The organism is Pseudomonas sp. S5D5 (assembly GCF_003013355.1).
GTDB classification, from domain to species: Bacteria; Pseudomonadota; Gammaproteobacteria; order Pseudomonadales; family Pseudomonadaceae; genus Aquipseudomonas; species Aquipseudomonas aylmerensis.
This window is the reverse complement of sequence record NZ_PTEO01000001.1, coordinates 3,907,083-3,919,842: the sequence shown is the minus strand read 5'-3', so window position 1 is coordinate 3,919,842 and position 12,760 is coordinate 3,907,083. Positions and strand designations below refer to the sequence as shown.

13 protein-coding genes are annotated in these 12,760 nt (G+C 62.9%); 4 read left to right on the top strand and 9 right to left on the bottom strand.

Annotated elements, in window-relative coordinates:
• Positions 1-70: 70 nt before the first annotated feature.
• A complete protein-coding gene (locus C9990_RS17870; protein WP_106804153.1) occupies positions 71-1,108 on the top strand; it encodes an Ldh family oxidoreductase in 1,038 nt (345 codons plus the stop codon).
• A 31-nt stretch (positions 1,109-1,139) separates the two neighbouring features.
• Here C9990_RS17870 and C9990_RS17865 read toward each other — a convergent pair whose 3' ends face one another.
• Positions 1,140-1,460 (bottom strand): YqjD family protein, encoded by a 321-nt coding sequence (locus C9990_RS17865; RefSeq protein WP_016979401.1) that lies wholly within the window; start codon positions 1,458-1,460, stop codon positions 1,140-1,142.
• Between the two features lie 164 nt (positions 1,461-1,624).
• Here C9990_RS17865 and C9990_RS17860 point away from each other — a divergent pair, with 164 nt between their 5' ends.
• Positions 1,625-1,879 carry a hypothetical protein gene (locus C9990_RS17860; protein ID WP_003190904.1) on the top strand — a complete coding sequence of 85 codons (255 nt, stop codon included), beginning with the start codon at positions 1,625-1,627 and terminating at the stop codon, positions 1,877-1,879.
• Here the strand turns inward: C9990_RS17860 and C9990_RS17855 are convergent.
• Entirely contained in the window at positions 1,851-2,765 is a 915-nt protein-coding gene (locus tag C9990_RS17855) for a LysR family transcriptional regulator (RefSeq protein ID WP_216864311.1), read from the bottom strand. The two genes, C9990_RS17860 and C9990_RS17855, sit on opposite strands and share 29 nt — an antisense overlap.
• 83 nt (positions 2,766-2,848) lie before the next feature.
• Between C9990_RS17855 and C9990_RS17850 the strand changes: the two genes are divergently transcribed.
• Positions 2,849-3,775 carry a carbon-nitrogen hydrolase family protein gene (locus C9990_RS17850; RefSeq protein WP_106805680.1) on the top strand — a complete coding sequence of 309 codons (927 nt, stop codon included), beginning with the start codon at positions 2,849-2,851 and terminating at the stop codon, positions 3,773-3,775.
• 526 nt (positions 3,776-4,301) lie between these two features.
• Here the strand turns inward: C9990_RS17850 and C9990_RS17845 are convergent.
• Genes C9990_RS17845 through C9990_RS17835 form a run of 3 tightly spaced genes read right to left on the bottom strand, consistent with a single transcriptional unit; the run spans position 4,302 to position 6,761 of the window.
• Positions 4,302-4,853 (bottom strand): GNAT family N-acetyltransferase, encoded by a 552-nt coding sequence (locus C9990_RS17845; protein ID WP_106804152.1) that lies wholly within the window; start codon positions 4,851-4,853, stop codon positions 4,302-4,304.
• 5 nt (positions 4,854-4,858) lie between these two features.
• On the bottom strand, positions 4,859-5,320 hold the full coding sequence (locus C9990_RS17840; protein ID WP_106804151.1) for an LEA type 2 family protein: 462 nt from the start codon (positions 5,318-5,320) through the stop codon (positions 4,859-4,861).
• A 13-nt stretch (positions 5,321-5,333) separates the two neighbouring features.
• Positions 5,334-6,761, bottom strand: coding sequence for a nucleobase:cation symporter-2 family protein (locus tag C9990_RS17835; protein WP_106804150.1), 1,428 nt, complete (start codon positions 6,759-6,761; stop codon positions 5,334-5,336).
• Between the two features lie 233 nt (positions 6,762-6,994).
• Between C9990_RS17835 and C9990_RS17830 the strand changes: the two genes are divergently transcribed.
• Entirely contained in the window at positions 6,995-8,620 is a 1,626-nt protein-coding gene (locus tag C9990_RS17830) for a methyl-accepting chemotaxis protein (protein ID WP_106804149.1), read from the top strand.
• 91 nt (positions 8,621-8,711) lie between these two features.
• Here the strand turns inward: C9990_RS17830 and C9990_RS17825 are convergent, their stop codons facing one another.
• From C9990_RS17825 to C9990_RS17810, 4 genes are read right to left on the bottom strand one after another with little or no spacing between them, the layout of a single operon-like run.
• Positions 8,712-9,689, bottom strand: coding sequence for an NAD(P)-dependent oxidoreductase (locus C9990_RS17825; RefSeq protein WP_106804148.1), 978 nt, complete (start codon positions 9,687-9,689; stop codon positions 8,712-8,714).
• Positions 9,686-10,984: an MFS transporter gene (locus C9990_RS17820; protein WP_065906536.1), complete on the bottom strand. Its 1,299-nt coding sequence runs from the start codon at positions 10,982-10,984 to the stop codon at positions 9,686-9,688. Before C9990_RS17820 ends, C9990_RS17825 begins: the two co-directional genes overlap by 4 nt.
• 45 nt (positions 10,985-11,029) lie before the next feature.
• Positions 11,030-11,971, bottom strand: a complete 942-nt coding sequence (locus C9990_RS17815; protein ID WP_106804147.1) for a sugar kinase — start codon at positions 11,969-11,971, stop codon at positions 11,030-11,032.
• Entirely contained in the window at positions 11,964-12,746 is a 783-nt protein-coding gene (locus C9990_RS17810; protein WP_106804146.1) for a sugar phosphate isomerase/epimerase, read from the bottom strand. Before C9990_RS17810 ends, C9990_RS17815 begins: the two co-directional genes overlap by 8 nt.
• Positions 12,747-12,760 lie beyond the last annotated feature (14 nt).

The window sequence follows — 12,760 nt, the reverse complement described above, 5'->3', positions numbered from 1 at the left end:
ACGGGAGGCGTTGTTTAATCGGCGGTCTGGATTCTTGTTGTCTCTTCCAATTATAAAATCGGAGCTACAGATGTCTGCCCAGTCCCCGATAGTTGACAACGCAACAGCGCTCATCGGTTTTGACGACCTGGTGGGGTTGCTGCACGCCGTGTTCGTGAAGCACGGCACGTCGCCGCAAGTCGCCGCGATCCTGGCGCACAACTGCGCCAGCGCCGAGCGTGACGGCGCCCATAGCCACGGGATCTTTCGTATCCCCGGCTACCTCAGCACCCTGGCCAGTGGCTGGGTCGACGGCAAGGCCACGCCGGTGGTCACCGACGTCGCCTCCGGCTTCGTGCGCGTGGATGCCGGCAACGGCTTCGCGCAGCCTGCACTTGAAGCGGCGCGTGCGCTGCTGGTGGACAAGGCCCGCAGTGCCGGCATCGCGCTGCTGGCGATCCACAACTCCCATCATTTTGCCGCGCTGTGGCCGGATGTCGAACCCTTCGCCGAAGAAGGGCTGGTGGCCTTGAGCGTGGTCAACAGCATGACCTGCGTGGTGCCCCACGGCGCTGACCGGCCACTGTTCGGCACCAACCCCATCGCGTTCGCCGCCCCGCGTGCCGACGGCCTGCCGATTGTCTTCGACCTGGCCACCAGCGCTATTGCCCACGGCGACGTGCAGATTGCCGCGCGCAAGGGCGAGCGCTTGTCGCCGGGCATGGGCGTCGACAGTCTCGGCCAGCCCACCACGGACCCCAAGGCCGTGCTGGAAGGCGGTGCGTTGTTGCCGTTTGGCGGGCACAAGGGTTCGGCGCTGTCGATGATGGTCGAACTGCTGGCGGCCGCCTTGACCGGCGGTAACTTTTCCTTCGAGTTCAACTGGGCCGACCATCCGGGCGCACGTACACCCTGGACCGGGCAGTTGCTGATTGTGATCGACCCAAGCAAAACCGCCGGGCAAAGCTTTGCCGAGCGCAGCCAGGAACTGGTGCGGCAGATGCATGCGGCGGGGTTGCGGCGTTTGCCCGGAGATCGACGTCATCGCACACGGGCGAAGTCGCAGGCGGCAGGGATCGAGATTGAAGCGAAGGATTTGCGGCAGCTACAGGAACTGGCGCAGGGGTAGGAGGGGCTGCGCGCGGCGCAGCCCCGGCGCCTCAGTTGCGGCGACCCAGCAACAGCCCAACCACCAAGCCGAAGCCTGCGGAAATGGCCACGGTCTGCCACGGGTGGCCACCGATGTAGGTTTCGGTGGCATCCACTACCGGTTTGCTGCGTTCGCGCACGTTGGACACCGAGTCCAACGCCTGCTTGAGTTTGATGGCGACCTGTTCGCGCAGGGTTTCGCCTTCCTCACCTACCAGCGAAGCGCTGCTTTTGAGCAGTTTGTCCGATTCTTCGATCAGTGCCGTCAGTTCACTGAACGCTTGATCCTTGATTTGATCTTCAACAGCTTGGGCGGCGGTTTTGCGGGCCATGGGTGTGACTCCTTGCAGGTGAATGTGACAGTGAACAATGGAGTGCCGGGCGGCGGCAAAAGTTGCAGTTTTTTTGCCTGGACGTGCTTGCCGGGAAAATCCGAATCCGGAAAATTCGACCTACAGTGTAAGATGTCGCCTATTTGTGCAGCAGGTAATTCAACATGAGCTTCAATCTCGCCAACAAGACCCTCGCCGAACGCGCCGAGCTGGAAGATGAAAAGTCGCGCCTCTACGACCTGTGGCAAACCAACCTGGGCAAGGCCAAGGGCGAAGCGGCGCGGTTGTTCGGTGAGCGCGCCAAGCGCAAGGGCAAGTGGGCTGAATGGGTGCGCGCGGAACTCGACGGCATGTCGCCACCGGAGTTCTCCAACATGGTGCGCAGTGAAGTCAACAAGCTGATGGCAGCGGCGAAGTAAAGCCTTCGACAATTGCCTCGCGCACTTTAAGCAGCATCGGGTCCAGCTGGGCCTGGGTGCGCCAGCCCAGCTCCACCGGGTAACGCGGCAATGCCAGCGGGCAGGGCAGCATGCGCAAACCCGTCAGCCCGGCGATGGCCTGCGCGGCGTGCCCGGGGATGGTTGCCACCGCCTGGCTGCCCTTGAGCAAATACGGCAGCGCGGCAAAATGGCTGGTCGACGCACACACATGTCGATTCAGCCCTTGCGCGGCGAGGGCTTCGTCGGTGATGCCGATAAACCCGCCGGATGACACCAGCACATGCTCACGGCGGATGAATTCCTCCAGGCTGATACTTGCCTGGTCCGAATCCACCAGGCAGCGGTAATCGCCTTCCCCCAGCACCTGCCGGCTCAAGCGGCCGTGGGCGAACCCTCCGGCGGTAATTGCCAGGTCCAGGGTCCGGTCGAGCAGGGCACCGGCGACGATCTGGCTGTGCGTCTGCCGGAAGATCACCCGCAGCTTCGGCAACCGCAGTGCAATCGCGTCCATCAGACGACGACCGTAGGCAATCTCGAAGTCATCGGACAGCCCCAGCACCACCGAGCGTCCCTGGTAATGCGGATTGTCCGGATGGACCATCGCCAGGCTCTGCCGGCAACGCTCCAGTGCCTCACTGATCACCGGCTTCAACTGATTGGCACGCAACGTGGGCGCCAGGCCGCGTCCGGTGCGCACGAAGAGTTGATCGTCATACACCTCGCGCAAACGCCGCAGGCCTGCACTGATGGCCGATTGCGTGACGCCCAGGCGCAATGCCGCGCGGCTGGCGCTGGACTCGTCGTGCAGGGCTTCGAAGGTTTTCAGCAGATTCAGGTCGACCTGGGTGATATTTATCTGGCTCATATCATTCAGCACTGAGGTGGGCTTTATTCATGATCGAGCCTGACGCAAGAATGGGCAACCCCCCCTTGTTCGGAGTGATCGTGATGCCTGTTTCTACCGTGGCCGCTTTGCAAATTGGCTCATTGCCGGGCGGCAAAGCCCAGACCCTTGAGCAGATCCTGGGCTATGAGGACGAGATCCTGCGCAGTGGCGCGAAGCTGGTGGTGATGCCCGAAGCCTTGCTCGGTGGCTACCCCAAAGGCGAAGGCTTCGGCACCCAGTTGGGCTATCGCCTGCCCGAGGGCCGCGAAGCCTTTGCCCGCTATTTCGCCAATGCCATCGACGTGCCTGGCGTAGAGACCGACGCCTTGGCCGGCCTGTCGGCGCGTACCGGCGCCAGCCTGGTCATCGGCGTGATCGAACGCAGCGCCAGCACGTTGTATTGCACTGTGCTGTATTTCGAACCCACCGGCGGCCTGGTGGCCAAGCACCGCAAGTTGATGCCCACCGGCACCGAACGGCTGATCTGGGGCAAGGGCGACGGCTCGACCTTGCCGGTGATTGACACCGCGGTCGGCCGCGTCGGCGGCGCGGTGTGCTGGGAAAACATGATGCCGCTGCTGCGCACCGCGATGTACGCCAAGGGCGTGGAGGTGTGGTGCGCGCCGACGGTGGATGAGCGCGAGATGTGGCAGGTCAGCATGCGTCATGTGGCGCATGAAGGGCGCTGCTTTGTGGTCAGTGCGTGCCAGGTACAGGCCTCGCCCGAGGCGTTGGGCATCGAGGTTGCCAACTGGCCGGCGGAGCGGCCGCTGATCGCGGGCGGCAGCGTGATTGTCGGGCCGATGGGCGACATCCTGGCCGGGCCATTGCTGGGAGGCGCCGGGCTGCTGACAGCCCAGATCGACACCGATGACCTGGTGCGCGCGCGATATGACTACGACGTGGTAGGGCACTACGCGCGTCCGGATATTTTCGAGTTGGTAGTGGATGAGCGCGCCAAGCCAGGCGTGCGCTACATCACCGACTAACACACGGTAAGCCCCGTAGCACCTGGCTTGTCGGCGATAGCGGTGTGTCAGCAACACCTCCAGTGGCTGACACGCCGCCTTCGCGGGCAAGCCCGCTCCCACATTTTTGGACCGTGGCGACTGTGGTCCAGCGATTCTTCATGGATCTGGATGCCAATCGCTCCAACGCCAATGATGGGCATGGACTTCACAGGCGTTGCGTTAACCCCTGTGGGAGCGGGCTTGCTCGCGAATGCGGTGGGTCAGTCAAATCACCAGCGGCTGACACGCCGCCTTCGCGAGCAAGCCCGCTCCCACATTTTTGGACCGTGGCCACTGTGGCCCAGCGATTCTCCATGGATCTGGATGCCAATCGCTCAAGAGCCAATGACAATCATGAGCTGCGAGTTCTCCAGGCCGACAAAGTTCTTCCTCGCTTGCGCTAACCCCTGTGGGAGCGGGCTTGCCCGCGAATACGATGGGTCAGTCAAATCACCAGTGACTGACACGCCGCCTTCGCGAGCAAGCCCGCTCCCACAGGTGGTGTTCAGCATTGATGGGATTTGCTTTCCAGCCATTCCTCACGGGTCATTTCCCAGATATCGCGTGGGAAGAAGCCTTCGACGAATTCACCGTGATCGGTCCTGATCAAACGCATGCCCGTACGCTCGGAAATCCGCCGTGACCCCAGGTTCGGCGAAGCCTTGGGCACGCGCAAGACCGCTCGCTTGAGTACGCCGAACCAGTAGTCGGTCACCGCCGCGCTGGCTTCGGTCATCAACCCTTGCCCCTGCCACTGCGGGCCCAGCCAGAAACCGCGATTGTTGTCGTGCTCGTCCATCAGGCTGACGTTGCCGATCAGTTGCCCAGGCGCTTCTTTCAGGCGGATCGACCAGTGCCATTCCTCGCCACGGGCCATGGCGGGCAAGGCGATCTGTTCCAGGTAGGTACGCGCGCCGTCGGCCGGGTAGGGCCAGGGCACCAGGGCGTTGAGGTAGCGCACCACGTCCCAATGCGCGAATTGCTCCTGGATTCCGTCGGCGTCGTCCAGGGTCAGCGGACGCAAAATCAGGCGTTCGGTGAATAGCGTCGGTTGCATGGCAGTTACCAGGTCGCGGTGTTCGGCAGGTCCAGGGTGCCCCGGTCCACGAAGCGCATCGTGCCGAACAGGCCGCCTGCGAGTTTGCCGCGCAGCACGTAGGGCAGGTTATTGAGGCTTTGGGTCTGGCTCAGGCCGAGGGTCTGGCGTAACACTGAAAACGCCGAAACGCTGACCGGCACCGTCAGAACAGTCTCGGAAAAACGTGGGATGCTTCCGCCCTGATCACTCACCCCCGACGCCAGCGGCCGGCCATTGACCTCCAGGTCCAGGGCCACGCCGGTGTAGTCGATCGCCGTTTCATTGGGGTTCTGCACCCGCAGCTTCACGGCGAAGCGCACTTCCAGGTCCTGGCTTTGCAGCGGCTCGATGCCGACCACGTTGATGTTCACCGGGTCGCGGTTGGGGAACAGCGCGCAGGCGCTCAAGGTCAGCAGCAACAGCGATACAACCATGAGCTTGCGCATTTGAAAGGGGCTCCTATTGGGTGACGTCCGGATCCTGCATGACCTTGAGGGTAGAGGACTCCGGATCAAATTCATCTTCTTCCAGCTCTATGAACTCTTCCGGCAGGAAAATGTTCAGCAGGATTGCACAGAACGCACCCACGGTGATCGGCGACTCGAAGATGTTGTGCAGCGCTTTTGGCAGCTCGCGCAGCACTTCCGGCACGGCGGCGACGCCCAGGCCCATGCCCAGCGAGATCGCCACGATCAGCACGTTGCGCCGATGCAGCCCGGCTTCGGCGAGGATCTTGATGCCGGCCACGGCCACGGTGCCGAACATGATCAGCGTGGCGCCGCCCAGCACCGGCTTGGGCATCAGTTGCAGCACTGCGCCGATCATCGGGAACAGCCCCAGCAGCACCAGCAGGCCGGCGATGAAGTACGCCACGTAGCGGCTGGCGACGCCGGTCAGCTGGATCACGCCGTTGTTCTGCGCGAAGGTCACCATCGGCAGGCTGTTGAAGGTGGCGGCCATGGCCGAGTTGAGGCCGTCGGCCAGCAAGCCCGACTTGATGCGCTTGATGTACAGCGGGCCCTTGACCGGTTGCTGGGAAATCATCGAGTTGGCCGTCAGGTCGCCGGCGGCTTCCAGTGGCGAAATCAGGAAGATCACCGCCACCGGGATAAACGCCACCCAGTCAAACGAAAAGCCGTACTTGAACGGCACCGGCACGCTGATCAGCGGCACCTGGGGCAGGGCAGCCATGTCGACGCGGCCCAGCCACCAGGCGACGACAAAGCCGAGGGTCAGGCCGATCACGATCGAGCCCAGGCGCAGGAACGGGTTATTGAAGCGGTTGAGCACCACGATGGTCAGCAGTACCAGGGCCGCGAGCCCCATATTGCTGGCGGCGCCGAGGTCGCTGGCGCCAAACCCGCCGGCCATGTCGGTGACCGCTACCTTGATCAGCGACAGGCCCATCAGGGTAATGATGGTGCCGGTCACCACCGGGGTGATCAGCTTGCGCAGCTTGCCGATGAACTGGCTGAGCACCACTTCGATAAACGCCGCGAAAAAGCAGATGCCGAAGATCGTCGAGAGGATCTCATCGGTGCCGCCGCCGCGCGCCTTGACCATGAAGCCGGCGCTGAGAATCACACTGATAAACGAGAAACTGGTGCCTTGCAGGCACAGCAGTCCGGAGCCGATCGGGCCGAATGTGCGCGCTTGCACAAAGGTGCCGAGCCCGGACACGAACAACGCCATGCTCACCAGGTACGGCACTTCGCTTTCCAGGCCGAGCACGCCGCCGACGATCAGGGTCGGGGTGATGATGCCGACAAAACTGGCCAACACATGCTGCAACGCCGCAAAAATCGCCGCGGTGAAGTGCGGGCGGTCTTCCAGGCCGTAGATCAGGTCGGATTTATAACGGGGGCGGGGGGCTTGAGCGTCAGACAAAGTACGGGCCAGGCTGGGAAATGGAGGCGCAGGATGCCAGAAAGTGCCGGTCGTCAGAAGTGTGTAAATATATTTCGAAACACCCGCATTAATTTCTCAAGTCGGCCGATAGCCTGGACAGGCCCCACACACTTATTACAACAGTGGTGCCAGAGGTCCGAACAGCGCGTTGACGCTGACGGATCGTGTCGCGGCAGGGACGCTCGCCAACACTACTTCTTGAGAGCACCCCTATGTCCCTCCGTAATCTGAACATTGCTCCCCGCGCTTTCCTCGGTTTTGCGTTCATTGCGTTGCTTGTCATCATCCTGGGTGTGTTTGCGGTCAACCGCATGACCACGATTCGCCAGTCGTCGCTGGACATGGGGACCAACCAGTTACCCAGCGTGAAGTTTCTCGGCACCATGACCGAAAACGTCCTGCGCCTGCGCATCCTGTCCTTTCGCATCCTGATCAATCGCGAGCCAGCGGCCCTGGACGAGGCCAAGACCCGCGTGGCGGTGCTGATGGACAAGGTCAAGCAGGCCCAGGCGGCCTACGCCGTGATGCCGGCCGGCCCTGAAGAAGCGGCCTTGTACAAGACCTTCGCGGCGACGCTCGACAGTTATTTCGCCGCACAGGCTGAAATGATGTCGCTGTCCCAGCAAAACAAAGTCGATGAGATGCGCACCCTGATCAACACGCGGATCAAGGACGGTACCGACCTGATGGGCGAGCAGTTGAACAAGTTGATTGCGATCAACAGTGCCGATGCCGACCAGGCTGGCCGCGAAGCCGAGGGCAGTTACCAGCAAGCCGTCAGCGGCATCATCATTGTGTCGGTGGTCGCTGCGCTGATGACCGTGCTGTTGGCCTGGCTGCTGACCCGCAGCATCGTCACCCCGTTGCGCAAGGCCGTGGAAGTGGCGGAAACCATCGCCGGCGGCAATTTGAGCAAAGTGATCGCGGATGACGGCAAGGATGAACCCGCCCGCTTGATCAGCGCGTTGGCAAGCATGCAAGCCAACCTGCGCCAGACTATCCAGCACATCGCCGGCTCGGCGACGCAACTGGCCTCGGCAGCGGAAGAGCTGAGCGCGGTCACCGAGGAAGCTTCGCGTGGCCTGCAGCAACAGAACAATGAGATCGACCAGGCCGCCACGGCCGTCAACGAAATGACCGCCGCCGTGGAAGAAGTCGCACGCAACGCGGTGTCCACCTCCGAAGCTTCCGGCCAATCCAACCAGGCCGCGCGGGAAGGGCGCGACCGTGTAGTGGAAACCGTCGGGGCGATCCAGACCATGACCCAGGATGTGCAAAACACGGCAGTGCTGATCGAAGGCCTGGCGTCCCAGGGCCGGGATATCGGCAAGGTGCTGGACGTGATCCGCGCGATTGCCGAGCAGACCAACCTGCTGGCGCTCAACGCCGCGATTGAAGCGGCACGTGCCGGTGAGGCGGGGCGCGGCTTTGCAGTGGTGGCGGACGAAGTACGGGCCCTGGCCCATCGCACGGCGCAGTCGACCCAGGAAATCGAGAAGATGGTCGCCGGCATCCAGAACGGTACCGGTGAAGCCGTGCAGTCGATGCAGCAGAGCAACCAACGCACCCAGAACACCCTGGAAATGGCGCGCGCCGCCGGCGTGGCCCTGGAGCAGATCACCCAGTCCATCAGCCTGATCAACGAACGCAACCTGGTGATCGCCAGCGCATCGGAAGAACAGGCCCAGGTCTCGCGTGAAGTGGACCGCAACCTGGTGAACATCCGCGACCTGGCCACGCAGTCGGCGGCGGGTGCCAACCAGACCAGCGCGGCCAGCCATGAGTTGTCGCGCCTGGCGGTGGATTTGAACGGGATGGTTGCCAGGTTTGTAATCTGATTGGACGTACGGTCAACCCTGGTAGGCGCCGGCAAGCCGGCTCCTGCAGGGGGTGGGCGCGAGCCGATTATTCAGGCCATTTGTACCGGGGTCATTGCTTCCAGGCCGTGGGGTTGACCAGGTTCTTCGGCCGTTGACCGGCCAACGCCGCGAGCAGATTGTCCACCGCGCATTGGGCCATCGCTTCGCGGGTTTCATGGGTGGCCGAACCGATATGCGGCGTGGCCACTACATTGTTCAGGCGTAGCAACGGCGAGTTGTGATCCAGCGGCTCGCGCTCGAACACGTCCAGTCCCGCCGCGCGAATCGTGCGTTTTTCCAACGCCTCGACCAGCGCCGCTTCGTCCACTACCTTGCCCCGCGAAATATTGATGAAGATCGTCTCCGGGCCCATCCGCGCGAACTGCTCGGCGCCGATGAGTTTCTCGGTTTCGGCCGTGAGCGGCAGGGTCAGGCAGACAAAGTCGGCCTGTTGCAGCAAGTCATCCAGGCTGCGGTACTGCGCGCCAAAGCGCTCTTCCACGGCGGGCTTGGGCGCGTGGCTGTGGTAGATCACCGGCATGCCGAAGCCGAAATGCCCGCGCTGGGCCAGGGCTTCGCCAATGCGGCCCATGCCGATGATGCCGAGGGTCTTGCCGTGTACGTCAGTGCCGAAATGCGCCGGGCCGATATTCTTGTTCCACTGGCCGGCTCGCACCATGTCGGCCAATTCGACCACGCGCCGGGCGGTGGCCAGGACCAGCGCGAAGCCAGTGTCGGCGGTGGTTTCAGTGAGCACGTCCGGGGTGTTGCTGAGCAGGATGCCGCGTTGGGTCAGGTAGTCGATGTCGTAATTGTCTACGCCCACCGACACACTGGCCACCGCTTCCAATTGCGGCGCCAGGTCGAGCAATTGCGCATCCAGGCGCAGGCTGGCGCCGAGCAATCCATGGGCGCCGGGCAGGGCGTCGCGCAGCTTGGCCAGGCCGGCCTGGTCCAGCGCTTCGATCAGGGTCACGTCGGCCTGCTCATGCAAGCGCGCCATCAAGGGGGCGGAGAGTTTTTTGTACAGCACGACAGATTTTTTCATGAGGTTTTGGCCTTCAATTCAAGGGTGGGCAACGGCGCACGTTCACGGTCGCTGGCGCCGGGCTTGAGGAAAATCGTCAGCACCACTGACAGCAGCAACGCGCCGCTCATCAGCAGGTACGAAGCGCCGGGCGAGCCGGTGCTGCTATTGAGGTAACCCACCAGGTACGAGCCACCGAACGAGCCCAGGGCGCCCATGCTGTTGATCAGCGCCATGGCGCCCCCGGCGACGTTGGCCGGGAGGATTTCCGGCACAATCGCGAAAAACGGGCCGTAGGGCGCGTACATGCAGGCGCCGGCAATCACCAGCAGGGTGTAGGACCACCAGAAGTGTTCGGCGCCGAGCACGTAGGACGCGTAGAACGCGATGGAGGCAATCAGCAGCGGCGGCCAGACGAAGCGTTTGCGCTTTTGCAGTTTGTCCGAGCCCCAGGACACCGCCAGCATGGCAATCACCGCCGCCAGGTAAGGCAGGGCCGACAGCCAGCCGGCCTCGACCATGTCCATCTGCAAGCCTTTCTTGAGGATCGACGGCAGCCACAACACGAAGCCGTACACGCCGATGCTCCAGCAGAAGAACTGCAGCGCGAGGATGATGACTTTCGGCGAACGGAACGCTTCGGCGTAGTTCTTCACCGCCTTGATCCCGACCTGCTCGGCGGCCAACGCGCTTTCCAGGTCTTTTTTATGCTGCTCGCTCAGCCACTTGGCGTCGGCGGGTTTTTCATCCGCCAGCTTCCACCAGATAAACGCCCAGAGCACCGCCGGCAGGCCTTCGATGATGAACATCCAGCGCCAGCTGAAATGCTGCACCAGATACCCCGAGACCACCGACATCCACAGCATGGTCACCGGGTTGCCGAGGATCAGGAAGGTGTTGGCGCGCGAGCGTTCGGCACGTGTAAACCAGTGGCACAGGTACACCAGCATCGCCGGCATCACGGCGGCCTCGACCACGCCAAGCATGAAGCGAATGACGATCAGCATGTAGGCGTTGGACACCACGCCTGTCAGCGTGGCCAGCCCGCCCCAGAGGATCAGGCTGACAAAGATCAGTTTTTTAACGCTGCGCTTTTGCGCGTAGATCGCCCCCGGCACCTGGAAGAAAAAGTAGCCAAGGAAAAACAATGCGCCCAGCAGCGATGACATGCCGGGAGTGATCATCAGGTCTTCGGCCATCCCGGAGGCGGCGGCGAAGCCGTAGTTGGCGCGGTCCAGGTACGCCAGGCTGTAGGTGATAAAAACGATGGGCATGATGTACCACCAACGACGGGTGGCGAGTTTCACGGTTTCCATGGGGTTGCTCCTGAGCTTGTTGTAGTTGTGGCAACAGGTGATGGGTCAGGCAACGGATCGGTTGGGCAATTCTTCGCGCTTGGGTAAACCTTCCATGTCGCCGCGACTCTGCACGGCGCGGCTGCCGATCCAGTTGCCGCGCTGGACCGCCTCGGGAAAGCTGAGGTTTTCCAGCAGGGCACTGATCATGCCCACGGCAAAGCCATCGCCGGCACCCACGGTGTCGACGACCTTTTCGACCGGCACGGCGGCAATAAAGCCTTTGTCCATCTGCGTACGGAAGTAGGCGCCGTCCGGGCCGAGCTTGATCGCCACGGCTTCGGCGCCCTGGTCGAGGTAAAACGCGGCGATATCGGCCGGGTCGTCATAACCGGTGAGCAAGCGGCCTTCGCCCAGGCCCGGCAGGACCCAGTCGGCCAGGGCCGCCAGCGCGTTGATGGCGCTGATCATCTGCGCCTGGCTGGCCCACAGCGAAGGGCGCAGGTTCGGGTCGAACGACACGCTGCGTCCGGCCTTGCGCATTTGGGTCATCAGTTCAACGGACAGCTCGTGGGTAGCGTCAGAAAGCGCCGGCGGAATCCCGGTGGCGTGCAAGTGACGCGCCTGCAGCAGCGCCGGGCTGATGGCGGCGATGGACAAGCGGCTGGCCGCCGAGCCCTTGCGGAAATACTCCACCTGCGGGTCAGCGCCGGCTTCTTCGCGGGACTTGAGTTGAAAGCCGGTCGGGTGCAGCGGGTCGACCGCCACATGTCGGCAATCCAGGCCTTCATTTTTGAGCGTGTCGACCACAAAGCGCCCGAGGGAATCATTGCCCACCCGGCTCAGCCAGGCCACGTTGAAACCCAGGCGCGACAGGCCGATGGCGACATTGCTGTCGGCCCCGGCGATACGTTTGTGAAACTGCGCGACCTGGGCCAGGTCGCCGGTCTGCTCGGCGACAAACATCGCCATGGTTTCACCAAACGAGAGGATATCGATCTCAGACATGCGCATTCTCCGCAGGCGGTTGGCCAAGGTGGGCGAGGGTAGCGACCTGCTGTGCGGTGACCGCGACCAGGTCATCGCCCTGCAGCGGGAATTCCACGGCCCGGGTAATACCTTGAGTCATGTGCTTGAGCAGTTGTTCCCACAGATGCAGGTCGGTGGCGCCAGGCGGCAGCGCCACCAGCTTGCCGTCTGCGCGGCGCGCCACGGCCTTGCAGTGCAGGTAGTCGACGTGCCGGCCCAACAGGCGCGCGGCGGTCAGCGCGGATTGGTCCTGCCACTGCCAGTTGCCGATGTCGAAGGTCATCTTCACCGGCAAGCCTTGGCGTTCGACCTCGGTAAAAAACCGCTGCATCGGCTCGATGCGCCCGCCGTACAGGGTCTGGTCGTTTTCCACCAACAGCTTGACCGAGTGACGGTTGAGCAGGGCGTGCAGGCTTTCCAGGTCGTTGGTATCGGTGAAATAACCCAGCGAGACTTTCAGCCAGCGCGCCCCGAAGGCCTGGGCGCGGTCCAGGGTCGCGCTCAATTCGGCATTCGGCTGCGCACGGCCGGCGACCCACAGTTCCAGCGGCGATGAGAACACGCACTCCAGGCCCTGCGCAGCAGCGGCTTCGGCCAGTTGCGCGGGTTGTTCGTGGGTCAGCAGTTCTTCACGCCATTCGATGCGCTGGGCACCGGCGGAGGCCAGCAACTGGACAAAACTCAACTGGCCCTGCTGGCGGACCAGGTCGGCGCCGTAGCTGGAAAGGCTGATGGAGACGGGGTATTTATGCATTGTTGTCTACCTCT

Bases quoted from the DNA above. Each gene is read 5' to 3' on its own strand.
- C9990_RS17870 (WP_106804153.1), top strand. From the start codon at position 71: ATGTCTGCCCAGTCCCCGATAGTTGACAACGCAACAGCGCTCATCGGT.
- C9990_RS17865 (WP_016979401.1), bottom strand. From the start codon at position 1,460: ATGGCCCGCAAAACCGCCGCCCAAGCTGTTGAAGATCAAATCAAGGAT.
- C9990_RS17860 (WP_003190904.1), top strand. From the start codon at position 1,625: ATGAGCTTCAATCTCGCCAACAAGACCCTCGCCGAACGCGCCGAGCTG.
- C9990_RS17855 (WP_216864311.1), bottom strand. From the start codon at position 2,765: ATGAGCCAGATAAATATCACCCAGGTCGACCTGAATCTGCTGAAAACC.
- C9990_RS17850 (WP_106805680.1), top strand. From the start codon at position 2,849: ATGCCTGTTTCTACCGTGGCCGCTTTGCAAATTGGCTCATTGCCGGGC.
- C9990_RS17845 (WP_106804152.1), bottom strand. From the start codon at position 4,853: ATGCAACCGACGCTATTCACCGAACGCCTGATTTTGCGTCCGCTGACC.
- C9990_RS17840 (WP_106804151.1), bottom strand. From the start codon at position 5,320: ATGCGCAAGCTCATGGTTGTATCGCTGTTGCTGCTGACCTTGAGCGCC.
- C9990_RS17830 (WP_106804149.1), top strand. From the start codon at position 6,995: ATGTCCCTCCGTAATCTGAACATTGCTCCCCGCGCTTTCCTCGGTTTT.
- C9990_RS17825 (WP_106804148.1), bottom strand. From the start codon at position 9,689: ATGAAAAAATCTGTCGTGCTGTACAAAAAACTCTCCGCCCCCTTGATG.
- C9990_RS17820 (WP_065906536.1), bottom strand. From the start codon at position 10,984: ATGGAAACCGTGAAACTCGCCACCCGTCGTTGGTGGTACATCATGCCC.
- C9990_RS17815 (WP_106804147.1), bottom strand. From the start codon at position 11,971: ATGTCTGAGATCGATATCCTCTCGTTTGGTGAAACCATGGCGATGTTT.
- C9990_RS17810 (WP_106804146.1), bottom strand. From the start codon at position 12,746: ATGCATAAATACCCCGTCTCCATCAGCCTTTCCAGCTACGGCGCCGAC.